The 24886-nt window shown below is 63.4% G+C and carries 18 protein-coding genes and 1 pseudogene; 11 read left to right on the top strand and 8 right to left on the bottom strand.

Annotated features, from left to right (window positions below; genetic code table 11):
* Positions 1–28: 28 nt before the first annotated feature.
* The 3 genes and pseudogenes from glgB to L6D64_RS03875 form a co-directional block, all read right to left on the bottom strand.
* The gene (glgB, locus tag L6D64_RS03885) at positions 29–2239 is read right to left on the bottom strand and encodes a 1,4-alpha-glucan branching protein GlgB (RefSeq protein ID WP_176507496.1); all 2211 of its coding nucleotides are present in this window, start codon (positions 2237–2239) and stop codon (positions 29–31) included.
* A pseudogene (treS, locus tag L6D64_RS03880) lies at positions 2240–5556 on the bottom strand (maltose alpha-D-glucosyltransferase).
* Positions 5557–5571: 15 nt separating this feature from the next.
* Positions 5572–7590, bottom strand: coding sequence for an alpha-1,4-glucan--maltose-1-phosphate maltosyltransferase (locus tag L6D64_RS03875; protein ID WP_176507495.1), 2019 nt, complete (start codon positions 7588–7590; stop codon positions 5572–5574).
* Positions 7591–7741: 151 nt separating this feature from the next.
* Here L6D64_RS03875 and L6D64_RS03870 point away from each other — a divergent pair, with 151 nt between their 5' ends.
* From L6D64_RS03870 to L6D64_RS03855, 4 genes are all read left to right on the top strand, one after another.
* A complete protein-coding gene (locus tag L6D64_RS03870) occupies positions 7742–7903 on the top strand; it encodes a hypothetical protein (RefSeq protein WP_176507494.1) in 162 nt (53 codons plus the stop codon).
* Positions 7904–7999: 96 nt separating this feature from the next.
* On the top strand, positions 8000–8236 hold the full coding sequence (locus L6D64_RS03865; RefSeq protein ID WP_236192339.1) for a hypothetical protein: 237 nt from the start codon (positions 8000–8002) through the stop codon (positions 8234–8236).
* A 206-nt stretch (positions 8237–8442) separates the two neighbouring features.
* The gene (acpP, locus tag L6D64_RS03860) at positions 8443–8676 is read left to right on the top strand and encodes an acyl carrier protein (RefSeq protein ID WP_176507518.1); all 234 of its coding nucleotides are present in this window, start codon (positions 8443–8445) and stop codon (positions 8674–8676) included.
* A gap of 59 nt (positions 8677–8735) precedes the next feature.
* A complete protein-coding gene (locus L6D64_RS03855; RefSeq protein WP_176507493.1) occupies positions 8736–8996 on the top strand; it encodes a hypothetical protein in 261 nt (86 codons plus the stop codon).
* A 51-nt stretch (positions 8997–9047) separates the two neighbouring features.
* Here the strand turns inward: L6D64_RS03855 and L6D64_RS03850 are convergent, their stop codons facing one another.
* Positions 9048–10724: an AMP-binding protein gene (locus L6D64_RS03850; protein WP_176507492.1), complete on the bottom strand. Its 1677-nt coding sequence runs from the start codon at positions 10722–10724 to the stop codon at positions 9048–9050.
* Positions 10725–10960: 236 nt separating this feature from the next.
* On the opposite strand from L6D64_RS03850, the gene L6D64_RS03845 reads away from it, so the two are divergent.
* The 4 genes from L6D64_RS03845 to L6D64_RS03830 are packed head-to-tail and all read left to right on the top strand — an operon-like array spanning position 10961 to position 16519.
* Complete coding sequence (locus L6D64_RS03845) at positions 10961–12124, top strand: isovaleryl-CoA dehydrogenase (RefSeq protein ID WP_176507491.1); 1164 nt, start codon at positions 10961–10963, stop codon at positions 12122–12124.
* A 19-nt stretch (positions 12125–12143) separates the two neighbouring features.
* Positions 12144–13751 (top strand): carboxyl transferase domain-containing protein, encoded by a 1608-nt coding sequence (locus L6D64_RS03840; RefSeq protein ID WP_176507490.1) that lies wholly within the window; start codon positions 12144–12146, stop codon positions 13749–13751.
* A gap of 3 nt (positions 13752–13754) precedes the next feature.
* Positions 13755–14570: a gamma-carboxygeranoyl-CoA hydratase gene (locus L6D64_RS03835; RefSeq protein ID WP_176507489.1), complete on the top strand. Its 816-nt coding sequence runs from the start codon at positions 13755–13757 to the stop codon at positions 14568–14570.
* The gene (locus L6D64_RS03830) at positions 14567–16519 is read left to right on the top strand and encodes an acetyl/propionyl/methylcrotonyl-CoA carboxylase subunit alpha (protein WP_176507488.1); all 1953 of its coding nucleotides are present in this window, start codon (positions 14567–14569) and stop codon (positions 16517–16519) included. The genes L6D64_RS03835 and L6D64_RS03830 overlap by 4 nt, the downstream gene beginning before the upstream one ends.
* Before the next feature lie 332 nt (positions 16520–16851).
* Here the strand turns inward: L6D64_RS03830 and L6D64_RS03825 are convergent, their stop codons facing one another.
* Positions 16852–17559, bottom strand: coding sequence for a LexA family transcriptional regulator (locus L6D64_RS03825; protein ID WP_176507487.1), 708 nt, complete (start codon positions 17557–17559; stop codon positions 16852–16854).
* Between the two features lie 87 nt (positions 17560–17646).
* Here L6D64_RS03825 and L6D64_RS03820 point away from each other — a divergent pair, with 87 nt between their 5' ends.
* Together L6D64_RS03820 and L6D64_RS03815 are read left to right on the top strand one after the other, a co-directional pair.
* The gene (locus L6D64_RS03820) at positions 17647–17958 is read left to right on the top strand and encodes a DUF6124 family protein (RefSeq protein WP_176507486.1); all 312 of its coding nucleotides are present in this window, start codon (positions 17647–17649) and stop codon (positions 17956–17958) included.
* 429 nt (positions 17959–18387) lie between these two features.
* On the top strand, positions 18388–18903 hold the full coding sequence (locus tag L6D64_RS03815) for a DUF4880 domain-containing protein (RefSeq protein WP_176507485.1): 516 nt from the start codon (positions 18388–18390) through the stop codon (positions 18901–18903).
* Here L6D64_RS03815 and L6D64_RS03810 read toward each other — a convergent pair.
* Positions 18877–20097 (bottom strand): MFS transporter, encoded by a 1221-nt coding sequence (locus L6D64_RS03810; protein ID WP_176507484.1) that lies wholly within the window; start codon positions 20095–20097, stop codon positions 18877–18879. The genes L6D64_RS03815 and L6D64_RS03810 overlap by 27 nt on opposite strands.
* A gap of 254 nt (positions 20098–20351) precedes the next feature.
* Between L6D64_RS03810 and L6D64_RS03805 the strand changes: the two genes are divergently transcribed.
* Positions 20352–21500 carry a M14 family metallopeptidase gene (locus tag L6D64_RS03805; protein WP_176507483.1) on the top strand — a complete coding sequence of 383 codons (1149 nt, stop codon included), beginning with the start codon at positions 20352–20354 and terminating at the stop codon, positions 21498–21500.
* Between the two features lie 118 nt (positions 21501–21618).
* Here L6D64_RS03805 and L6D64_RS03800 read toward each other — a convergent pair whose 3' ends face one another.
* Both L6D64_RS03800 and L6D64_RS03795 read right to left on the bottom strand, forming a co-directional pair.
* Positions 21619–22578 carry a Csu type fimbrial protein gene (locus L6D64_RS03800; protein ID WP_176507482.1) on the bottom strand — a complete coding sequence of 320 codons (960 nt, stop codon included), beginning with the start codon at positions 22576–22578 and terminating at the stop codon, positions 21619–21621.
* Entirely contained in the window at positions 22575–24815 is a 2241-nt protein-coding gene (locus L6D64_RS03795) for a fimbria/pilus outer membrane usher protein (protein ID WP_371870303.1), read from the bottom strand. Before L6D64_RS03795 ends, L6D64_RS03800 begins: the two co-directional genes overlap by 4 nt.
* Positions 24816–24886: the final 71 nt, after the last annotated feature.

Raw genomic sequence — 24886 nt, 5'->3', positions numbered from 1 at the left:
TCCGCGATGAGGCCAGCACAAGCATCGATCAAGCCGGCTTCATCACCAATACGCCAAGCGGCGGCAAGTTCAGCGCCAGTGACAGTGGCTGCCCATGGCTGGCCACCTGATCACTCGCCACCGCTCCCAGATTGCCCACGTTCGAGCCGGCATACAGCTCGGCATCGCTGTTCAGCAACTCCTGCCAGCGCTCGCCAAACGGCACACCGATCCGGTAGCCCTCGCGCGGCACCGGGGTGAAGTTGGCCACCACCAGCAATGGCTCACCCTGGCTGCTCCAGCGCAGCCAGGCGTACACGCTGTTGTGCGCGTCATCGCCGATCAGCCACTGGAAACCCTGGGGCTGGCAATCCTGCTCATGCAGTGCCGGCAGCTCTCGGTACAGGCGGTTGAGGTCGCCTACCAGGCGCTGTACGCCTTGGTGCTCGGGATACTGCAGCAGGTACCAGTCCAGCTGGTGGTCATGGTTCCACTCCCGCCACTGGCCGAACTCGCAGCCCATGAACAGCAGCTTCTTGCCCGGGTGGGTCCACATGAAGGTCAGGTAGGCGCGCAGGTTGGCGAACTTCTGCCAGCGGTCGCCGGGCATCTTGTCGATCAGCGAGTGCTTGCCGTGCACCACCTCGTCGTGAGAGATCGGCAGGATGAAGTGCTCGGAATAGGCATAGATCAGGCCGAAGCTCATCTCATTGTGGTGATAGGTGCGGTGCACCGGATCGTTCTGGATGTAGTGCAGGGTGTCGTGCATCCAGCCCATGTTCCACTTGTAGGCGAAGCCCAGGCCGCCCTGCTCGGTCGGCTGGCTCACGCCCGGCCAGGCCGTGGATTCCTCGGCGATGATCAGTGCGCCCGGTGCCTCGTGGGCAGCGATACCGTTGAGGTGGCGGATGAAATCGATGGCCTCGAGGTTTTCGCGCCCACCGTGGCGGTTGGGCACCCATTCGCCCGGCTTGCGCGAGTAGTCGCGGTACAGCATCGAGGCCACCGCATCGACGCGCAAACCGTCGATGTGGAAGTGTTTGAGCCAGTGCAGGGCCGACGCCATCATGAAACCACGCACCTCGTTGCGGCCGAGGTTGTAGATCAGCGTGTTCCAGTCCTGATGGTAGCCTTCGAGCGGGTTGTCGTACTCGTACAGTGCCGTCCCGTCGAAGCGGGCCAGGCCGTGTTCGTCGGTGGGGAAATGCGCCGGTACCCAGTCGAGGATCACGCCAATGCCACCCTGATGGCAGGCATCGATGAAGGCCGCGAAGTCCTCAGGGCTGCCGTAGCGCGAGGTCGGCGCGAACATCGACAGCGGCTGGTAACCCCAAGACCCTCCGAACGGGTGCTCCATGATCGGCAGCAGCTCGATATGGGTGAACCCCAGTTGCTGCACGTAAGGCACCAGGCGTTCGGCCAGCTCACGCCAGTTGTAGTAGCGCGACACTTCACCCAGCTCGTCAAGCTCGCATTGCCAGGAGCCGGGGTGCAGTTCGTAGATCGACAACGGGGCGCTGTAGGCGTGGCGCTGGGCGCGGTGCGCCATCCAGTCGTGGTCCTGCCAGGCATGGCTCAGCTCGGCGGCCACCTTGGACGCGGTGCTCGGCGGCAGCTCGGTGGCGCGGGCCAGCGGGTCAGCCTTCAGCGGCAGTATGCCGTCCTTGCCGAGCACTTCGAACTTGTAGGTTTCGCCCACACCCAGGCGCGGCACGAACAGCTCCCACACGCCAGCGCTGTGGCGCAGGCGCATGGGGTGGCGGCGGCCGTCCCAGTTGTTGAAGTCGCCGACCACCGACACCCGCCGCGCATTCGGTGCCCACACCGAGAAGCACACGCCATCGACACCCTCGACCTGGGTCGGCTGAGCGCCGAAGCGCCCGGACAAGTCGCGGTGGTTGCCTTCGGCAAACAGGTAGAGGTCCATGTCGCCGAGTTGCGGGCCGAAGCTGTAAGGGTCTTCGGTCACCTGCTCGCCACCGGCCCAGCCGATTTGCAGCAAGTACGGGTGTGCCTCATCGAGGTGCGCAGTGAACAGCCCAGGCAGGCTGCCCTGCACCATGTCGGCAAGGATGCGCCCGTCATGGCGCGCCAGCACCCGCACGCTCAGGGCATTGGGCAGGAAGGCGCGGACCAACAAGCCGCCCTGCCCGTCGCCGTGGGGGCCCAGCACTGCAAATGGATCGGCGTGCTCGGCGCGGGCCAGGGCATCCAGGTCCCGTTGCCGAAGGCCGCCGTTTTCACGCGTGGTTGCGTTCATCTATGACTCTCCCCAGGTACTGATCAGTCCATGCAGGCCATGCAAAGGTACGGCCAGCCAACTTGGACGGTTTTCGGCTTCGTAAGTGATTTCGTAGGCGGCTTTTTCCAGGCAGAACAACTCCAGTGCGGCGCGCTCGCCCTCGGCCTGTTGCCAGGCGTGGGGCATGGCGGCGGTGGCCAGGCCGTAGGCTTCGACGAAGGCATGCCGCGACTGGTGCAGGTACTGCCGGGCAACCCGTTGCCGGGCTTGCCGGGCCGGGTCGGAAAGGTCTACGGCAGACGCGCTGCGCAAGATCATCGCAGCAGCATAGTCGAAGGATCGCAACACGCCGCTGACATCCTTGTACGGGCTGTGTCTGGCCCGGCGTTCGTCCAGCGGACGGGCAGGTTCGCCCTCGAAATCGATCAGGTAGGCATCGCCCTGCACCACCAGCACCTGGCCCAGGTGCAGGTCGCCGTGCACGCGCATCAGCAGGCCACCCTGGGCCTGTTCGGCGAGCCTGGCGACGTGCTGGGCGAGGCCGTCACGCTGCTGTTGCAGGTCGTCGACCAGGGCCTGGCTGTCGCTGTCGAGGTGTTCGCGGTGCTGCGCCAGCAGGTCGAGGGCATGGTCCAGTTCGGCGCTGATCTGCGCGCTCCAGCGTTGGCTGTCGTCGGCGTCGCTGGGGCGCGGCCGGAAAGCGTCGTCGTTGCTCGGCGCTGCGAGCAGCTGGTGCATCTCGCCCAGGCGCTGGCCGAGCAAGGCGGCGAAGCCGGTGAGTTCGGCCAGCGCGTCGGTATGCACTTCTGGATCGGCAGTGCCGGGTTCCATCTCGTCGCGGATGGCCCGCTCCAGGGTATTCTGGGTCCAGGCCCAGGCATCGCCCTGGTTGCTGAGGTAGCCTTGGGCGATCATCAACAGGTGCGGCGCGCCCTGCTCATCAATGCGGCTGACCCAGGCCAGCAGCGGCGAGATGTTGGCGAAGCCGGCGGCGGTGAGATAGGCGCTCATTTCCAGCTCGGGGTGAATGCCTGGGTTGACCCGGCGAATCAGCTTGAGCACCACCCGGTCGCCAACCACCACCGAGCTGTTGGATTGCTCGGCGCTAAGGTAGCGCACCTGGCTTTCCTCGTTCAGTTCAAGCCCGGCCAGCTGAGCGGTGCAGGCGAAGCGCAACTCGCCTTGGCCATTGCCGCAGGGCAGCTGCGTGCCGTCCTGGCAAGCACGCAGTACCGCACGGATGAACGGTTCGAGGACGAACGCATCGGTAATCAGGCCGACCTGACGGCCACGGCGCACCCGCGACAGCGCCAACTGCTGTGGCAGCGCCGAGTTGATCTGCTCTTCCGGAAGCAGGCCGAACGGCAACTGGTAGCGGGTGGCTACGCCATCGCTGAGCACTTCGATCTCGCTGAGCAGCACCGGGGTGGTAGCGGTGCCGAAACGCACGCCGTAGCGCAGGCGCACCTGGTCGATCGGGCCCTCCTTGCCGGCGAACCAGCGGCGCTTGGGCAGGTATTGCGGCAGGATGGTGTCGTTGAGGGTGTCGCTGGAAGGCGCTTCCAGCAGTTCTTCCATGCGTTTGCGCAGCACTAAAGTGGTCAATTCCGGCAACCCCTCGGTGGCTTGGATGTGCCAGCTGGGCATGCGGTCATGGGCAGCCAGCAGGAACCAGTAGAAGGCGTACGGCGGCAACGTCAACAGGAACGGCAGTTGGCCGATCGGCGGGAAGGCGCTGCCACCGAGCATCTCCACCGGCACTTTGCCCGCGTATTGCGACAGTTCGAGCTCCGCCGCCTGGGCGGCGCGGGAAACGTTGGCGACGCAGAGGATGACTTCGGTATTGCCGTCGGCGTCGGTGTACTCGCGGATATAGGCCAGGATGCGCCGGTTGCTCGGCGTAAGCGTACGCAGGCTGCCGCGGCCAAAGGCCTTCTGCTGCTTGCGCACTGCCAGCAGCCGGCGGTTCCAGTTCAACAGCGAGTGCGGGTCGTGGGCCTGGGCCTCGACGTTGACGGTCTGGTAGCCGTACAACGGGTCCATGATCGGCGGCAATACCAGGCGTTGCGGGTCGGCTCTGGAAAAACCGCCGTTGCGGTCCGGTGACCATTGCATCGGCGTGCGCACACCGTCGCGGTCACCGAGGTAGATGTTGTCGCCCATGCCCAGTTCATCGCCGTAGTACAGCGTCGGCGTGCCTGGCATCGACAGCAACAGGCTGGTAAGCAGCTCGATGCGCCGCCGGTCACGTTGCAGCAACGGCGCCAGACGCCGGCGGATACCGAGGTTGATGCGGGCGCGACGGTCCTCGGCGTAGTAGTTCCACAGGTAATCGCGCTCGCGGTCGGTGACCATTTCCAGGGTCAGCTCATCGTGGTTGCGCAGAAAGATCGCCCACTGGCAGTTGGCCGGGATGTCCGGGGTCTGGCGCAGGATGTCGGTGATCGGGAAGCGGTCTTCCATGGCCAGCGCCATGTACATGCGCGGCATCAGCGGGAAGTGGAAGGCCATGTGGCATTCGTCGCCATCCCCCTCGCCGAAATACGGGCGGGTGTCTTCGGGCCACTGGTTGGCCTCGGCCAGCAGCATGCGGTCAGGGTAGTTGGCGTCGATCTCGGCGCGGATTGCCTTGAGCACCGTGTGGGTCTCGGCGAGGTTCTCGTTGTTGGTGCCGTCGCGCTCGATCAGGTACGGAATGGCGTCCAGGCGCAGGCCATCGACGCCCAGGTCGAGCCAGAAACGCATCACCCGATCACCGCCTTGAGCACCTGCGGATTGTCGAAGTTGAGGTCCGGCTGGTGCGAATAGAAGCGGTGCCAGAAGTACTGCCCGGCGACCGGGTCCCAGGTCCAGTTGGACTTTTCGGTGTCGAGGAAGATGATCCGCGTGCCGTCGTACTTCTGGTCGTCGTCCGACCACACGTAGAAGTCCCGCGCCTTGCTGCCGCGCTTGGCGTGGCGGGCGCGCTGGAACCACGGGTGCTGGTCGCTGGTGTGGTTGATGACCAGTTCGGTGATCACCCGCAGGCCGCGCTTGTGCGCCTCGGCGATGAAGCGGCGGGCGTCGGCCATGCTGCCGTAGTCCGGATGCACGGCTTTGTACTCGGCGATGTCGTAGCCATCGTCACGCCGTGGCGACGGGTAGAACGGCAGCAGCCAGAGGGTGTTGACGCCCAGCTCGGCAATGTAGTCGAGCTTGCTGATCAGGCCAGCGAAGTCGCCTATGCCGTCGTTGTTCGAATCGAAGAACGACTTGATATGCAGCTGGTAGATCACGGCATCCTTGTACCACAGCGGGTCATCGATGAAGGCTGCCGGGCGGGACCGCTTGGCCATGTGCGACTCCTTGCCCTATCGGGCCTTGCTGATGCGCCAGATGCCGAACGGCAGGTTCCAGGGTTCGATGCGCATCCACTGGGTCTTGCCGTACCAGGACCAGCGATGGCCGGTCATCAGGTCTTCGCCATGGGTTTCGGCATTGTCATCCAGGCCCAGTTCCCACAGCGGCAATTCGAAATGCGCCTCCTGGGCGTTGTGCGGATCGAGGCTCACCGCAACCAGGATGAAGTTTTCGCGCGCTGGCGTGCGTTTGGCGAAGTACAGGATGTTGTCGTTCCAGCAGTTGAAGAACGCCACCCCAAGGTGGGTCTGCAGCGCGGGGTTCTGGCGACGGATGCGATTGAGCTGGGCGATCTCGGCGATGATGTTGCCAGGTTGGGTGAAATCCCGGGGGCGGATTTCGTACTTCTCCGAGTCCAGGTATTCCTCCTTGCCCGGCAGCGCTGCGCTTTCGCACAGCTCGAAGCCGCTGTACATGCCCCACAGCCCCGAGCCCATGGTCGCCAGCGCCGCCCGGATGAGGAAACCGGCGCGGCCATTATGCTGCAGGAAGTATGGGTTTATGTCTGGCGTGTTGACGAAGAAATTCGGCCGGTAGCATTGGCTCCACGGCGGCTGGTTGAGCTGCTCGAAATACTCGCGCAACTCTTGCTTGGTATTGCGCCAGGTGAAGTAGGTATAGCTCTGGGCGTACCCGACCTTGCCCAGGCGCGCCATCATCGCGGGCTTGGTGAAGGCTTCGGCGAGGAAGATCACGTCGGGGTATTGAGCACGCACATTGGCGATCAGCCATTGCCAGAAGGGCAACGGTTTGGTGTGCGGGTTATCGACACGAAAGGTCTTCACCCCCTCCTCGACCCAGCCGATGATCACGTCACGCAGGGCCAGCCACAGGCTGGGTACCGCGTCGGGCGCATAGAAATCGACGTTGACGATGTCCTGATATTTCTTCGGCGGGTTTTCCGCGTAGCGAATGGTGCCGTCCGGTCGCCAGCTGAACCAGCCCGGGTGCTCGGTGAGCCACGGGTGGTCCTGGGAGCACTGGATGGCGAAGTCCAGGGCGATCTCCAGGCCATGCTGGGCGGCGGCAGACACCAGGCGGCGGAAGTCGTCACGGCTGCCCAGCTGCGGATGGATCGCGTCGTGACCACCGTCCGGGCTGCCGATGGCATAGGGGCTGCCCGGGTCACCGGGCTCGGCCTGCAGTGCATTGTTGCGGCCTTTGCGGTGCTTGCTGCCGATGGGGTGGATCGGCGGAAAATACAGCACATCAAAACCCATGTCGCGAATCATCGGCAGGCGCTGGTGCACGTCGTTGAAGGTGCCGTGGCGCTCCGGGCTGTCGGTGATCGAACGCGGGAACAGTTCGTACCAACTGGCGAACTGCGCCGCCGGCCGGTCGACGTCCAGCGGGAATTCGATGCTGCGGGTCAGGTAGCTACGGTGCTCGACTTCGGCCATCAGCCGCGACGCTTCGGCGCCCAGCAACAGGGCTACCTGATCATCGGTGTGCAGCTCGCCCAATTGCTGTTGCAAGCGTTGCAGTTCGTCGCGAAGCACGCCTTCACTGAGTTCGATGCCTTTGCCGAGCATCAGCCGGCCTTCTTCGAGCTCCAGCTTGACGTCGACGCCGGCGTGGTACTTCTTCTCCAGGTCATGGCAATAGGTGGCGAACGGGTCGATCCAGGCCTCGATGCTGAACACGTGCGGGCCGATCTCGGTGGGCGTGAACTCGGCCAGCCACAGGTCATTGCCTGGCGACTGCATGGGCACGCAGTGCACCCGGCGGCTTTGCGACTGGCGCCAGGTCAGCACCACGGCCATGCGGTCATGGCCATCGGTGTAGACCTTGCTGCTGACCGCCACAGGCTGGCCGCTGATGGCCTTGGCCGCGAAGCTGCCGGCGTCGAGCACAGGCTGGGTGTCTTCGATGACGATGCGTGGCGCCATTAGCGCCTGGGACAGGCTGATGGCCTGGTCCGGGTGATCATTCGCCGTGGGCGCACTTTCAAAGGGCTCGTTGCGTGACATCGACCTTGCTCCCTCAGCTGATGGCGGTAAGGGTTCAGAGCCGGGCGCACGTCAAGGGGTTCAAAAAAATTGGAGCGAATGGCTACTGCCAGCGGTCAGAGCCTGCAGGACCTCTTCAATTCCACCCACGCGCATCTACACGAGCCCGGCCATGAACATTCCCATTCCACCGGAAACACCCGACCCCAACGTCGACGACCCGAGCCTGCCACCGCCCGTGCCGGAGGACGACCCGGACGAGCTGCCGATCAAGCCGACCATGCCGCCGACGGTGGGTGACCCGCCGAGTGACGAACCACCGGTGAAGGCTTAAGGGTAGACGACGGCGGACTGACATTTTTGCCAGTAGCGCAATTGCCGGCGGTGTTGAAAATTGGGGCTCCCTATTTATGCCAAGGAGCCCCCCATCGTGCCTATCGCGACCCGTTGGCTGCGCATGGAATTCGAGCGGCAAGTGATCGACTACTTGCAGGATGCCGGGGTAGTCGATCCGTGGCCGGGGACCTGGCTCGCGCATCAGGACAGGGATAAATGCGAGTTCGCCCTGATGGGGCTGGAGGCACGTTACGGCGTGCAGCTGCGCCGTGACTACCAGACCGTTGCCGAGCTTGCCGCCGGGCTTTGCAAGGCCATGGAGCTGCTCTGAGCATGCTGACCTCTTCGCGGGTAAACCCGCTACCACAGTATTCGGCGCAGCACCTGCCGGAGCGGTTTACCCGCGAAAGGGCGGGTAGCCCGAATACTTCAATATGCAAGCACCCAATGGGCCTTCGACAACTGTCATTTTTACCAGTTTCGGTACTTTCTCCTGCGCGCTATACAAGGCACACCAGCCATCAGCGGGAGCATGAGATGAGCACCATTGAGGAACGCGTAAAGAAAATCGTTGCAGAGCAATTGGGCGTCAAAGTTGAAGCGGTCACGCTCTCTTCATCATTCTCCGAGGACCTCGGTGCAGACTCGCTCGACACCGTAGAGTTAGTCATGGCGCTGGAAGAAGAGTTCGAGATGGAAATACCCGACGACGACGCGGAAACACTCTCCACCGTGCAAGACGCAATCGACTACATCATCAGCGCCCAATAGGCCAGAAGTCCGCCCATGCGACCTCAAACCAAGCCTTCGCGCCCTCCGGAGACGCCATCATGTATCAATATCGCAAGCTCGTAGTCAGAAGCCTTCAGAAGATGCTGTCCAACAAACTGCTGCAACACACCAGAGCCTATGGCGTCAGCGAGTTATTGCAGGATTTCAAGGTTCACGATGAACTGCTGCTAAGGGAAGCACTCGGCGAGAAGACACTACGCTTGTACTTGAAAGCGCTTCGGGTGGCCACCCGCAAACCTTTAATTTATAGCGATGCGATGACCGTTGGCGATGTGATCGAAACGCTCTGCACGCCTTGAGGTATTGCTTGACAGGAAACAGGCCGGAACACCGACCTGTTTCCATCGTCATCATTCCCGCAAGGAGAGGCTCTCGATACTGATCTCCCGCATGCGAAACTTCTGCACCTTCCCGGTCACCGTCATTGGAAATTCGTCAACGAAGCGGAAATACCGTGGCACCTTGAAGTGCGCAATACGTGCCTTGCACCAGTCCTGCAGCTCCTCAGCCGTGGCGCTGTGCCCCGGGTGCAGCTTGATCCAGGCCACGATCTCTTCGCCATAACGGTTGCACGGAATGCCCACCACCTGTGCGTCGGCCACTGCCGGGTGGGTGTAGAAGAACTCCTCCAGCTCGCGTGGGTAGATGTTCTCGCCACCGCGAATGATCATGTCCTTGTTGCGCCCGACAATGCGCACATACCCGTGCTCATCCATCACCGCCAGGTCGCCCGAATGCATCCAGCCAGCCGGGTCGATGGCATCTGCCGTGGCCTCGGGGTTGCCCCAGTAGCCAAGCATCACGCTGTAGCCGCGAGTGCAAAGCTCACCGATCTCACCCCGGGCGACGATGCAGCCATCGGCGTCCACCAGCTTGGTTTCCAGCTGCGGCTGAGTGCGGCCAACAGTGGTCACGCGCAGCTCCAGTTCATCGTCCGGGCCGGTTTGCAGGGATACCGGGCTGGTTTCGGTCATGCCGTAGGCGATCTGCACTTCGGCCATGTGCATGTGGTCGATGACCCGGCGCATCACCTCGATCGGGCAGGTGGCGCCGGCCATGATGCCGCTGCGCAGGGTCGACAGGTCCAGTTGCGTGCGCGATGGGTGGTCGAGCATGGCAATGAACATGGTCGGCACGCCATACAGGATGCTGGCACGTTCTTCGGCGACGGCGCGCAAGGTGAGTTCGGCGTCGAAGGCGTCATTGGGGTAGACCATGGTACTGCCGTGGGTGATGCAGCCGAGGTTGGCCATGACCATGCCGAAGCAATGGTAAAGCGGCACCGGGATCACCATGCGGTCGCGGTCGCTCAGGCCGAGGCTTTCACCGACCATGAAGCCGTTGTTGAGGATGTTGTAGTGGCTGAGCGTGGCCCCTTTGGGCGCACCGGTAGTGCCGGAGGTGTACTGGATATTCACTGGTTGGTCGAACTGCAGGCTGTGCTGGCGAGCCACGTAGGCTTCCACCGGCGTTTGCCCTGCCCGCTCGGCCAGCGCTTGCCAGGGCAGGAAGCCGCTGGGGGGGTTGGCCGCCAGGCTGATCACCCCGCGCAGTTCGGGCAGGCGTTCACTGGCCAGCTCGCCAAGGTTGGCGGTCGCCAGCTCCGGCACCAGCGCTTGGACCATGGCATGGTAATCAGAGGTCTTGAACGCATCGGCACACACCAGCCAGCGGCAGCCAGACTGGCGTAGCACGTACTCCAGTTCACCCACGCGATAGGCCGGGTTGATGTTGACCAGGATCGCACCGACCTTGGCGCTGGCCAATTGCAAGATGCACCACTGGGCGCAGTTGGGCGACCAGATGCCGACCCGGTCGCCAGTGTTCACGCCCAGGGCCATCAGGGCGCGGGCATGGGTGTCGACCTGTTCGGCCAGCTGCCGCCAGCTGTAGCGCAGGCCCTGGTGGCGCGCCACCAGCGCTTCGCCGTCGGCGCAACGGGCCACGGTGGCATCGAAGGCCTGGCCGATGGTCAGGGTCAGCAACGGTTGGTCCTGGCGACCGCGGGTGTAGCTTGGTTGACTCATGGGTGTCCCTTCTTGTGGTTGTTCTGGGCACGGCTGAAGTGAGCTGGGAATACTGTGGCGCAGATTTACGTTTACGTAAAGGTGACGAGCGGATTGACAGTGACCGAATGCAGGTTTACGTTAACGTAAAGGTGATGAACGACACCTGCCCCGGCTTGACACCGCTCCCACAGGGTCCGGCGCAAGATCCTCGGCTACGGTGTAACCCAATTTCAAGAACAACAAGGTGCCCCAGCATGCATTACCCCTCCCTGAACTTCGCCCTGGGCGAAACCATCGACATGCTCCGCGACCAGGTGCGCACCTTCGTTGCCGCCGAACTGGCCCCGCGCGCTGCACAGATCGACCACGACAACCTGTTCCCTGCCGACATGTGGCGCAAGTTCGGCGACATGGGTCTGCTGGGCATCACCGTTGCCGAGGAATACGGCGGCGCCGGCCTGGGTTACCTGGCCCATGTGGTGTCGATGGAAGAGATCAGCCGCGGTTCGGCTTCGGTCGCCCTCTCCTACGGTGCCCACTCCAACCTCTGCGTCAACCAGATCAACCGCAACGGCACCCACGAGCAGAAGCTCAAGTACCTGCCCAGGCTGATCAGCGGCGAGCACATCGGCGCCCTGGCCATGAGCGAACCCAACGCCGGTTCCGACGTGGTATCGATGAAACTGCGCGCCGAAAAGCGCGGCGACCACTACGTGCTCAATGGCAGCAAGACCTGGATCACCAACGGCCCTGACGCCAACACCTATGTGATCTATGCCAAGACCGACCTGGACAAGGGGCCGCATGGCATCACCGCGTTCATCGTCGAGCGTGACTGGAAAGGCTTCAGCCGCAGCAACAAGTTCGACAAGCTGGGCATGCGCGGCTCCAACACCTGCGAGCTGTTCTTCGACGGCGTCGAAGTGCCGGAAGAGAATATCCTCGGCCAGCTCAACGGCGGCGTGCGCGTGCTGATGAGCGGCCTGGACTACGAGCGCGTGGTGTTGTCCGGCGGCCCGACCGGCATCATGCAAAGCTGCATGGACCTGGTGGTGCCGTACATCCACGACCGCAAGCAGTTCGGCCAGAGCATCGGCGAGTTCCAGCTGATCCAGGGCAAGATCGCCGACATGTACACCCAGCTCAACGCCAGCCGCGCCTACCTGTATGCCGTGGCCCAGGCCTGCGACCGTGGCGAGACCACCCGCAAGGACGCCGCCGGGGTGATCCTCTACACCGCAGAACGTGCCACGCAGATGGCCCTGGAAGCGATCCAGATTCTCGGTGGCAACGGCTACATCAATGAATTCCCGGCTGGCCGCCTGCTGCGCGACGCCAAGCTGTACGAGATCGGTGCCGGCACCAGCGAAATCCGCCGGATGCTGATCGGCCGCGAACTGTTCAACGAAACCCGCTGAGCACAAGGGACGGGCGCACATGGCTACCTTGCACACCCAGATCAACCCGCGTTCGGCGGAGTTCGCCGGCAACCGCGCGGCCATGCTCGAACAGGTCCAGGCCCTGCGCGGGCTGCTCGCCCAGGTGGCCCAGGGCGGCGGGCCCAAGGCCCAGGAGCGGCATACCTCGCGTGGCAAGCTGCTGCCGCGCGAGCGCATCGACCGGCTGCTCGACCCGGGCTCGCCGTTCCTCGAGATCGGCCAGCTGGCGGCCCATGAGGTGTACGGCGAAGACGTGCCGGCCGCCGGGGTAATCGCCGGCATCGGCCGCGTCGAAGGCGTGGAATGCATGATCGTCGCCAACGACGCCACGGTCAAAGGCGGTTCCTACTACCCGCTGACAGTGAAGAAGCATTTGCGCGCGCAGACCATTGCCCTGCAGAACCGCCTGCCGTGCATCTACCTGGTGGATTCCGGTGGCGCCAACCTGCCGCGCCAGGACGAAGTGTTCCCCGACCGCGAGCACTTTGGGCGGATTTTCTTCAACCAGGCCAACATGAGCGCGCTGGGCATCCCGCAGATCGCCGTGGTGATGGGCTCGTGCACGGCGGGCGGCGCCTATGTGCCGGCCATGGCCGACGAGGCGATCATGGTGCGCGAGCAGGCGACCATTTTCCTCGCCGGGCCGCCATTGGTGAAAGCCGCCACCGGTGAAGTGGTCAGCGCCGAAGACCTCGGCGGCGCCGATGTGCATTGCCGCACCAGCGGCGTTGCCGACCACTACGCCGACAACGATGAACACGCCTTGGCCATCGCCCGGCGCAGCGTGGCCAACCTCAACTGGCACAAGCTCGGCAAGCTGCAATGCCAGGCACCGGTGGCTCCCCTGTATGCCGCCGACGAGCTGTATGGTGTGGTCCCGGCCGATGCCAAGCAGCCGTTCGACGTGCGCGAAGTGATCGCGCGGCTGGTCGACGGTTCGGTGTTCGATGAGTTCAAGGCCCTGTTCGGCACCACCCTGGTGTGCGGCTTCGCCCACCTGCATGGCTACCCGGTGGCGATCCTGGCCAACAACGGCATCCTTTTCGCCGAAGCCGCGCAAAAAGGCGCGCACTTCATCGAACTGGCCTGCCAGCGCGGCATCCCGCTATTGTTCCTGCAGAACATCACCGGCTTCATGGTCGGCAAGAAATACGAAGCAGGCGGCATCGCCAAGCACGGCGCCAAGCTGGTCACCGCCGTGGCCTGTGCCCAGGTGCCGAAGTTCACGGTGATCATCGGCGGCAGCTTCGGCGCGGGCAACTACGGCATGTGCGGCCGCGCCTACGACCCACGCTTCCTGTGGATGTGGCCCAACGCGCGGATCGGCGTGATGGGCGCCGAGCAGGCCGCCGGGGTGCTGGCCCAGGTCAAGCGCGAGCAGAGCGAGCGCAGCGGCCAGGCCTTCAGCGCAGAAGACGAGGCCAGGCTCAAGCAGCCGATCCTCGACCAGTACGAGCACCAGGGCCATCCCTATTACTCCAGCGCCCGGCTGTGGGACGACGGTGTCATCGACCCGGCGCAAACCCGCGACGTGCTCGGCCTGGCGTTGTCAGCCGCACTGAACGCCCCGATCGAACAGAGCCGCTTCGGCATTTTCCGGATGTGATCCATGAGCGATTTCAGCACCCTCGAAGTGATCCGCGACCCTCGCGGCTTCGCCACCCTGTGGCTGAGCCGCGAGGACAAGAACAACGCCTTCAACGCGCTGATGATCCGCGAACTGATCGTTGCCCTCGACCAACTGGCCGAAGATGCCAGCCTGCGCTTCCTGCTGCTGCGCGGCCGCGGCCGGCACTTCAGCGCCGGCGCCGACCTGGCCTGGATGCAGCAATCGGCGCAGCTGGACTTCAACACCAACCTCGATGACGCCCGCGAGCTCGGTGAACTGATGTACGCCCTGCACCGCCTCAAGGCGCCGACCCTGGCCGTGGTGCAAGGCGCGGCCTTCGGCGGCGCGCTGGGCCTGATCAGCTGCTGCGACATGGCCATTGGCACCGAAGACGCGCAACTGTGCCTGTCGGAAGTGCGCATCGGCCTGGCCCCGGCGGTGATCAGCCCGTTCGTGGTCAAGGCCATCGGCGAACGCGCCGCACGCCGTTATGCCCTCACCGCCGAGCGTTTCAGCGGCGTGCGGGCCCGCGAGCTGGGCCTGCTGGCCGAGGTGTACCCGGCCAGTGAACTGGACGCGCAGGTCGAAGCCTGGGTGAACAACCTGCTGCAGAACAGCCCGCAAGCGCTGCGCGCCACCAAGGACCTGCTGCGCGAAGTGGACGACGGCGAACTCAGCCCGGCCCTGCGCCGCTACTGCGAAAACACCATCGCCCGCATCCGCGTCAGCGCCGAAGGCCAGGAGGGCCTGCGCGCCTTCCTGGAAAAACGCCGCCCCGCCTGGCAAACCGACGACAAGAAGGAGCCGCGCCCATGAGCCGCCCCGCTTTGACCACCCTGCTGGTCGCCAACCGTGGCGAGATCGCCTGCCGGGTCATGCGCACCGCCAAGGCCATGGGCCTGACCACCGTTGCCGTGCACAGCGCCACCGACCGTGACGCCCGTCACAGCCGCGAAGCGGATATTCGCGTCGACCTGGGCGGCAGCAAGGCCGCCGACAGTTATCTGGTGGTCGACAAGATTCTCGCTGCGGCCAAGGCCAGCGGCGCCCAGGCCATCCACCCGGGCTATGGCTTCCTGTCCGAGAACGCCGGCTTTGCCCGCGCCGTCGAACAGGCCGGGCTGATCTTCCTCGGCCCACCGGCCAGCGCCATCGATGCCATGGGCAGCAAGTCGGCGGCCAAGGCCTTGATGGAAGCGGCCGGGGTGCCACTGGTGCCCGGTTACCACGGCGAAGCCCAGGACCTGGACACCTTCCGCGCCGCCGCCGAGCGCATCGGCTACCCGGTGCTGCTCAAGGCCAGCGCCGGTGGCGGTGGCAAGGGCATGAAAGTGGTCGAGGACGAAAGCCAGCTGGCCGACGCCCTGGCCTCGGCCCAGCGTGAGGCGCAGTCGTCCTTTGGCGATGCGCGCATGCTGGTGGAGAAGTACGTGCTCAAGCCACGCCATGTGGAAATCCAGGTGTTCGCCGACCAGCACGGCAACTGCCTGTACCTCAACGAGCGGGATTGCTCGATCCAGCGTCGCCATCAGAAGGTCGTTGAGGAAGCCCCAGCGCCGGGCCTGTCCGCCGCGTTGCGTCAGGCCATGGGCGAAGCGGCGGTACGCGCGGCCCAAGCCATCGGCTATGTCGGCGCGGGTACCGTCGAATTTCTGCTGGACGCCCGTGGCGAGTTCTTCTTCATGGAGATGAATACCCGCCTGCAGGTCGAGCACCCGGTCACCGAAGCCATCACCGGCCTCGACCTGGTGGCCTGGCAGATCCGCGTGGCCTGCGGCGAGCCGCTGCCGATCACCCAGGCACAGGTGCCGCTGATCGGCCATGCCATCGAGGTGCGGCTGTATGCCGAGGACCCGGCCAATGAATTCCTGCCGGCCACCGGTACGTTGACGCTGTACCGCGAGTCGGCACCGGGCGAAGGTCGCCGGGTGGACAGCGGGGTCAGCGAAGGCGACGTGGTGTCGCCGTTCTACGACCCGATGCTGGGCAAGCTGATCGCCTGGGGCCAGGACCGCGAGCAGGCGCGCCTGCGCTTGCTGGCCATGCTCGACGAGTTCGCCATCGGCGGGCTGAAGACCAATATCACCTTCCTGCGCCGCATCCTGGCCCACCCGTCCTTTGCCGCCGCCGAGCTGGATACCGGTTTCATTCCCCGGCATCAGGACGTGCTGCTGCCTGCCCCCCAGGCACTGCCTGCGGGCTTCTGGGAGGCTGCAGCAGAAGCCTGGCTACAAGGCCAGTCGCCACACCAGCGGGCCGACGATGGGCGTTCGCCGTGGGCCGCGCGCAATGGCCTGCGCCTGGGGCTGCCGGCGCGCAGCAGCCTGCACCTGGTCAGCGGCGGTGAAAGCCAGGCGGTTGCCCTGGAGTGCAGTGCCGCGTCGATCTGGCAGCTGGAGGGCGAACAGCTGGGCCATGACCAGGGCGGTATCCGTCGCCGCTATCTGGCGGTACGTCGCGGGGGCACGCTGTTCCTGCGTTGGGATGGCGAGGTACATGCCGTCGAAGCCTTCGACCCGATCGCCGAGGCCGAGGCCAGCCACAGCCATCAGGGTGGGCTGGGTGCGCCCATGAACGGCAGCATCGTGCGGGTTTTGGTGGAGCCTGGGCAAGTGGTGGAGGCTGGAACGGCACTGGTGGTGCTGGAAGCCATGAAGATGGAGCACAGCATCCGTGCGCCCCATGGCGGGACCGTGAAGGCGCTGTTCTGTCAGGAAGGGGATATGGTCAGCGAAGGGACGGTGCTGGTCGAACTGGTGGAGTGAGGTGGTGGGTTGGATTGCGGCCGACGGGTGTGGGTCGCAGCATTTTTAGCGCCTGTAAGATCGAGCGCCGCCCGCGCGGCGCATCGCGGATAAATCCTACATCTGTTTCGGGCCAATCATTCCTGTGCCGCCAACAGGGACCGCCTTGGTGCCCACCTCGATATCGAAGGGAACAAACAAGGCGAACAGCGATGACCTCGCAGGAGAGACTGGCCCGAAACAAACTGTAGGAGCGGATTTATCCGCGATGCGCCGCGCGGGCGGCGCTCGATCTTACAGGCGCTAAAAATGCTGCGGCATGCACCTGCCAGCCCTCAATCGAATGCCACGCCCTAAAAGACCCCATGCACCCGCACGACCACCCCGAGAAACTCGCACCCCTCTTCACACACCAGCGTCGGATAACTGCGGTTCAGCGCCTTCAGGTACTGCTGCCCACCCTCCTCGGTCAGCTCACGCAGGATCGCCGTCTTCCCCGGCTGCCGGGCAATCACCAAGCGCCCCGGCTCCGCTTCCAGCCCCGGATCCACCAGTATCCGCATGCCCTGCGGCACACTGCGGCCACTGGCTGAGCTCATCGTGTCGTTTTCCACCGTCAACCAGAACGCCTTGCCCTGGGCCAGGTAGTCCGTCTGTTCGAATACGCCAGGCTCGACAACCTCTGCGGCACCTAGCTCATCCCACGCCAAAACGGGGTAGCGAAAACACACGATGTATTGCATGAGATCAAGTTCGTCATCGTCGTCATCCACCTCGTAGCTGCCACGCTCCTCACCCACTTGCCCCTGAATGCGCAACTGCAGGCTGACGCTGTAATGAGGCATGCCAATCTCGACGAACGTGCGGTTCATCGACTCGATCTTCGGCTGGCGCCGCTTGTTCACCCAATGCCCCACGCTGCCTTGAGACACGCCAACGCGCTCGGCAAGCTGCTCTTGAGTGAGCTTCAACTCCTCCATCCTGTCACGGACGAGGGCAATCCATTTATCCATATTCATCGCTGGCACGATACGGACTGCCTTCTGGCGCTCAATAAACATTCAGTATTATTTCTAGAAAAGCACATAAATACCCAAGGTATTAAACTCAGGCAGAACCCTTTCCCATTGGCCTGCGCAGGTATCAGGATGAAACCACCGAAAGACGACGTAACAGATCTCGACAGCGAAGCGGCCCGCCGCGCGCTCGATTACTACCTCAATCCGAACCCCACGCGCCCTAGCGCGAACAACCGGATCTGGACCCTGCACGAAGGCGTCACCGTCGAGCAGGCCCAGGATCACGCCACCGAGCTGCTGCGCTGCGCCGCCGCCACAGCCCACGAAACCGCCACCCATCAGGAAGGCAGCACCCGCGAATTGACGTTTGCGCTGATGCACATGATCGACATGGCCAGGGCCCTGCTGGAGCACAGACGCGCCCTGCAGAACGGCTTATAGGCAAAAAAGACGGGAGAAACGTGATGGCCGGATCTCGGCAAAAGGCCCCATTTGCCGGGATCAGGAAGCGCGCCGGTAAAATCTTTTTACCGGATAACTGAAAATTCATTTGACTGGCAAATGATAACGATTATTATTGCACTCAGCTGATCGCAAGATCTGCTGGATAACCCGGAGCTTAGGTCGCTCCAGATTATCTCCTCATCAGGCTAATCACGGTTTTGACCCGGCTTTTGTCGGGTCATTTTTTTTGGCTCTTCAGGCTAATGAAGATCGTTGATGGCGCGCATGATAGCAAAAGTGTTTCAGAGCGTGAACGCTCATTACAAATCTTTGCGGAATCAGCACTTGAGAATCAATCTCGTTTTGACTAGGCTGATTCTGCATCAAGGACGATGCCCCCACCCTACCCCGAGCAAGGAGCTGTCCATGAGCCGTCTGCTGCTGCCCCTCGAGCACCCTACGCCCTCCAGCGACCATGCTGCCGAACATGAGCTGCTGTTCGCACTCAAGCGCCTGCCCCGGCGCGTGCAGCAAGTGTTCCTGCTCAACCGCCTCGATCAACTGGACTTCGCCAGTATCGCCACCCGCCTCGACCTTCCGCTGCTCAGCATCGAACGCCACATGAACCAGGCGCTGCAAGTGCTGCAACCACGCGGGGATGCGTTGGCCAGTGTGGCCGGGCAATGGTATGTACGCCTGCAGAGCCCGGACGTGACGTCGTGCGAGCGTATCGACTTTCGCCGCTGGCTGGATGCAGCACCTGCGCATCTGCAGGCGTTTCATGATACCGAGCTGCGCTGGCGCAGCCTGCTCGCCCCGGCCCGGGAGCTGGGGCAGGATGGCTGGTATCGGCAAGGGCGTGCGGCGATTTCGGTGGGTGGGTGTTCGGTGGCGGTTGGTTTGGGCTTGGCTGCGCTACTGTTGTTTGGGTATTGGGCCTGAGTCACAAACCCGCTGGCGCCGCTCCAAACCTTTCAGATAGATAAGCAAGCACCAGCCCGCAAGGCTGCAGGCGACAAAGCCCAGTGCCAGGCTCATCGGCAAGCTACTCCTCATGGATGCCACCAGCATGCTGGCGCCCCCACCGAATGCAAACAGCATCGTATTGTTGAGCGACGCCGCAGCACCAGCACGCTCCGGGTGCAACCCCAGCGCATGACTCGTTGCAGCTGGCCGCACAATGGTTGTACCGATGGTACAGAGCACCAATGGAAGCATAAGGCTGAAAACCCCAAGCTCATGCAGGGTGACAACCAGGCAAAGAGCTAGCCCAGCCAGACCGATGAGTGCAAATCCCCACCCCACCTGCGCATGCATCGCGATGCGGCAATTCAGCCAACTGGCAATGAAGCCGCCGATCAGGTAAGCCAGCCCATATCCGATAAAGACCATGGAAAAGGCGAACTCCGTCAGGCCAAGTTGCTCGATGAGCAACAATGGGGAAACGACCACAAATGAAAAATGGCAAGCGAACGCCAAGCATGAAAATAGCGAACCGACGAGAAAAGCGCGGTCCTTGAGTAAAACCTGATAACTATCTAAAACGCCTGCACTGCCAGATGATGTCGGCTTCTCTTGCAGTAACTTCAACACAAGCGCCAGCACAACAATGGCCAGCACTACAAAGACCTGAAAGCTGCCTGCCCACCCCAGATACTGCTGGAGCACGCTGCCTGCAAGCGGTGACAACGAAATAAACAAGCCACTTGCACTGGTCATCAGGATTCGCATCGCATTGCGTTCATGGCCACTGAACTTGTCCTGCACCAGCGCCTGGCCAAGTACGAAGCACCCGCAGCCCACCGCCTGTAGAAAACGAAAGGCCATGAAGCCTTCGTAACTGGTTGCGAAGATGCACCCCACGGCCCCTGTAATGGAAACCATCAGACCAGCGATCAGCAGTCGTTTTCGCCCCATTCGATCAGAAAGCGGACCGATGATGCTTTGCGAAATGGCGACACCGACCGCGAAAAGGCTGATCGAATACGCAATGTAGTGCGCATCAACATCAAAGTCCCGGGCCAGCAACGGCACGGAGGGCAAAATCACATCGAGCGGAAACACCCCGAGGAGGCTGATGAGGAGGAGCAATAAAACATAACAACGGGTGGACCGCGAAGCGTCTCGCCTATTCATCGTGCCAACCTTTTTTCTCAAACCCTATAAATAGGATGCAATCGAACCCGACCACTTCATTTAGCAGCGCGCCATTGCAACGCCAGATAATTCGCCGTTAAAGCAAGAAGCACAAGATGCAACTTTGAAGGAAAAGCCATTAGTACTTGTAGGAAACTTCCCGCACCTCAGACACGCGCACCCGATAGTCCACCCACACGCCCACCTTCAAGCGGTGTACAGTACGCCCACAACAAATCCCAAGGAGCCCGCCCATGACCGTGACGCTGTCCCCCCTGCAAATCGACTGCGATTTCGACTCCGGCAACATCCAGGTCCTGGATGCCAGCAACCCGGCCCAGGTGCACCTGGCCATCCGCCCGGACACGAACAGCGGCCACTTCCAGTGGTTTCACTTCAAGGTCAGCGGCCTCACCGTGGGCCAGGTCCACCGCTTCAGCCTGGACAACGCCGGCGAGTCTTCCTACAAGAACGCCTGGAGCGGCTACAACGCCGTGGCCTCCTACGACCAGCAGCGCTGGTTCCGCGTGCCAAGCCAGTTCGATGGCAAGGCGTTGTCGTTCGAACTCAAGGCCGAACATGCGCAGGTCTGGTTCGCCTACTTCCAACCTTACCCGCGTGCCCGCCACAACCAGTTGATCGAACGGGCGCAGCAGATCCCTGGCGTCGAACTGCTGGCCCACGGCCGCAGCGTGCAAGGCCGGGATATCCCACTGCTGCGCGCCGGCAATGGCGCGGCAGGCAAGCGCAAGCTGTGGCTGATTGCCCAGCAACACCCGGGCGAGCACATGGCCGAGTGGTTCATGGAGGGGGTGATCGACCGGCTGCAAGCCAATGACCCGACCGTTCAGGAACTGCTGGCAAAGGCCGACCTGTACCTGATCCCGAACATGAACCCGGACGGTGCGTTCCTCGGCCACTTGCGGACCAACTTCAAGGGCAAGGACCTGAACCGTGCCTGGCAGGATGCCAGTGTCGAGCTCAGCCCGGAGGTGTTCTTTGCCCAGGCACAGATGAAGCAGTACGGGGTGGATGCATTCATCGATGTGCATGGGGATGAGGAAATCCCCCATGTGTTCACGGCGGCCTGCGAGGGTAACCCGGGGTACACGCCGCGGCTGGCCAAGCTGGAAGAGCAGTTCCGTACGACCTTGTGCAGCATGACCAGGGACTTCCAGACGGTGCATGGCTACACGCGGGACGAGCCGGGGCAGGCGAATACCACGCTGGCGTGCAATGCCGTGGGGATGGCGTATGACTGCCTGTCGTTGACCCTCGAGATGCCATTCAAGGACCATGATGATGCACCGGAGCCGCTGGCCCAGTGGTCTGGGGCGCGGTCCAAGGCGTTGGCCGGGGCGGTGCTGGAGACGTTGCTGACGATGATCGACGACTTGCGCTGAGCAGGATCGGCCTCTTCGCGGGCAAGCCCGCTCCCACAGGAAAGCACCACACTCAAGACCTGTATTTCACCTGTGGGAGCGGGCGTGCCCGCGAAGAGGCCGGTGCAGGACTACACCATCAGAACTGCACATCCAGAATCACATTGTCGATGTAACTGGCCGCTGGCGGTGTGGCCTGGTCGGTGTAGACCTTGGCGTTGTAGTTGAATAACTGGCTTCCGGTCCCGGTACCGTTACCGGGGTTCACATCGGCATCGCTGCTCGCTCGCCGGGCGGTGGTCAGCGAGCCCCAGCGCACGGTGCCTGCGCTCTTGAAGATGTCATAGGCCAGGTAGTTGCCCGCCGAGGACTTCATCCGCCGCCGCCCGCCGGACACATTCTCCCCATCATTCAAGCCCACCGTATAGGCACTGCCCTTGGTGCACGACAGGCTCACGCTCTGGCTCACGGTGCCAAACCCGGCCACCACCGGGGCGCTGCCGAAGCTGATACTGGGGGTGGTGATCTGGCAGTCGTTGCTCACCGTCAGGTTGACGGTCATCGTCTGGGTGCCGGAGCCGATATCCCGCCCCAGGCAGAGGCTGCCGGCACCGATCCCGGAGCAGTAGTTCCAGCTCCAGGCGATGGTCAGGGTTTCCTGGTACAACCCCGCCGCGACATTGCTGCCGACCTGGGTCTTCATGTAAAGCGGCACCGCCTTGGGCGTGGTGCCATTCAACAACCCCAGTAGATCGAGGATGCCATTTCGGGCGAAATCGAAAGCGACACCGCGGGTGATCGGATAGCTGGTGCTGTTGTCTGCATACAGGGTGTACGCAATGACGTCGCCCGTTGGGCCAACCAGCCCACTGGTGGACGAGGTGATGGTCGCATAGAAATGGTCGCTGGCACTGAGCAGGCTCAGCAGCGAACCGGTGCATTGCAGCCCGGAATTGGTGCTCGATGCGCTCTGTATCGTGGTACGTACCAGGGTCGAGTTGATCGTGCCGAACGCCGCCGGCGTGGTGGCCACCGACGAGCACAGCGCCCAGGCCGAACCTGCCGGCAACAGCATCAAGGCACACGACAGCCGCTTCATCGGCACACCAGTGGGCCGATCAGCGGAACACTGCCTGGCGAATCGGGCAAATCGAATTCCACCTGGCACTGCCCTCCTCCTTCCACCGTCACGCGCAGGCGGTTGTGCGCCGACAGGTTCTCCAGGTAGACCAGCCCGTCCCAGCCCACCACAGCCTGGCTGCCGCTTTCCTGATGGCTGACCTTGCTGCCGAGCTTCAGCGGTTGCTGATCGGCGTCGACCAGCTCGATGCTCGCCGCCAGCACACGCTTGAGCGCAAACTCCAGCAGGTAGCCGCTGCCACGGCGCACCGCCACCCGCTGCTCGACCTCGGCGGCCAGCACGTCGGGCGGCAGGTTCATCGGGTCGATTTCGTACTTGCCGCGGTAGTAGCCGCTGCTGTACGGCACCAGCAGGTGGCCGCTACGGTCGGTGCGGCCGATTTCCTGGTTCTCGTAACGCACCGGCACATCGGCGTAGCCATTGGTGCTGACCACCACGAAGGCATCATCGATGCGGTTGGCGGCGTATACGCCGGAATCCATCCACACCAGCGAACCACTGGCGTCCGCCCAGCGGGTCATCTCACCGCTGCTGCCGTAAACGCCGGCCTGCAATTGCACCGATTGCAGGCGCCAGGTGACGTCAGCCTGGCGATAGGCATCGCGGTCGCTGCCGCTGGCATAGCCGAGGTTGTAGCCGACGCCGCCGCCCACCGGCACGGCGCGGCTGTAATTGACCCGTTGCAGGCGCTCGCCATCCTTGCTGCGTTCAGTACCCACCGCCAGGGTGCCGCCGAAGTCGAACGGCATCACCACCTGCGCCTGCACCGCCCAGTTGCTGTCGCCGACCTCGCGGTTGGCCGACAGGTACAGGCTGCTGTTGCCCCACAGCGGCTTGCTCCAGCTCAGGTTGATCAGCCGGGTGCGCGTGTCGTCGCCAGCACGGACATCGAAATAGCCGGCGCCGAGGCTGCCGTACTGGTCGAGGTTGACGCTCAGGGTCACCTGCTCGCTGCGCTGGCTCAGTTGCATGTCAGGGGTGTCGACCCGGGTCAGGTCCGAATACTCGCCATGGCGCTGCAGGCGCTGGTAATTGAAGCCCAAGCGCTGGCTGTTGTACTGGTAGCCGAGGGCGACCTGGTGGCCATTCTCGCCCTCGAACTGGCTCTGTGCCAAGGCGGCATTGAGCACGCCGAAGTTACCCAGGCGCATGTTGCCGCCCAGGCCGCCGAGCAGCAGCGATTGCGCGGTTTCAACATGGGTTTCCAGGGTGATGCTGTCGCTGAGGCCATGGCGCAGGCTGGCCGAGGCAACGCCGTTACCGTAGCTGAAATCTTCCACGGCGTAGTCGCGGCGCAGGCTGCCGGCGGCCACCGAGAAGTCCGACAGGCCTTTCTGCAGCAGGCTGCTGGTGACGTAGAACGGCAAGGTCGTGGACACCTGCCGGCCCAGGGCATCGGTGGTCACCACCACGGCCTCGCCGGCACCGTTGATGAACGGCACGTTGGTCAGCGTGTAGGGGCCTGGCTGCAATTCGGTGGTGCTGGACTTGTAGCCATTGATGAACAGGTCCAGCGAGGTCGGCACCGCGGCTTCACCAGCGAAGGCCGGCAACGGGTAGGTCACCAGATCCGGGCGGGCGCCAAAGTCACGCGACAGCTGCACGCCCCCCACCCGCACCGAACTGGTCCAGGGCAAGGCGCCGGTCACGAAGTCACCGGCTTCGTACGTGAGCAGGCGCTGTTCATCGGTGAACCGCCAGGTGGTGTCATAGCGCAGAAAGCCCTGGCGATTGGCATCGCTCTGCGCACCATTGAACGACTGGCGCCACTGGCCGGTGGTCGAGAACGTGCCCCAGCTGTCGAACACGCGCAGCTCGTTCCAGGCTGCCAGGTAGGAACCGCCATCGTCGGTGTCATTGAGGTACAGGTCGTAGTTGAACAAGGCGCCGAAACTGCTGCGCGCCTCGGTGGCCGGGTACAGCCCGCGATCACCGACCTGCTGGTCCGGCAGCCAGGCCGGCGGCACCTGCAGCAGCAGGCGCTGGTTCTGGCTGTCGTAATCGCTGTGCAGGCCCGGCACATCGTCCAGCGAAATTTCACCCTGCGGATCGCCCGGCAGCTGAATGCCCAGGTTGCGCAGCACATCGCTGTCCAGGTACAGGCGCCCGGCACGTTGCTGCACGGCCACCAGCTCAGCCCTGGGCATCTGGTTCACCAGCAAGTCGAGGTACAGCGTAGCGTCGGCAACGGCCATGGTTTCGCTGGGCGGGGGTGGCAGGTCGTCGGCCAGCGCCAGCCAGGGGCCGAACAAGGTCAGCCCCAGGC

Source organism: Pseudomonas urethralis (assembly GCF_021602465.1).
In the GTDB taxonomy this organism is placed as follows: domain Bacteria; phylum Pseudomonadota; class Gammaproteobacteria; order Pseudomonadales; family Pseudomonadaceae; genus Aquipseudomonas; species Aquipseudomonas vlassakiae.
This window is presented reverse-complemented; position numbering and strand designations above follow the sequence as displayed.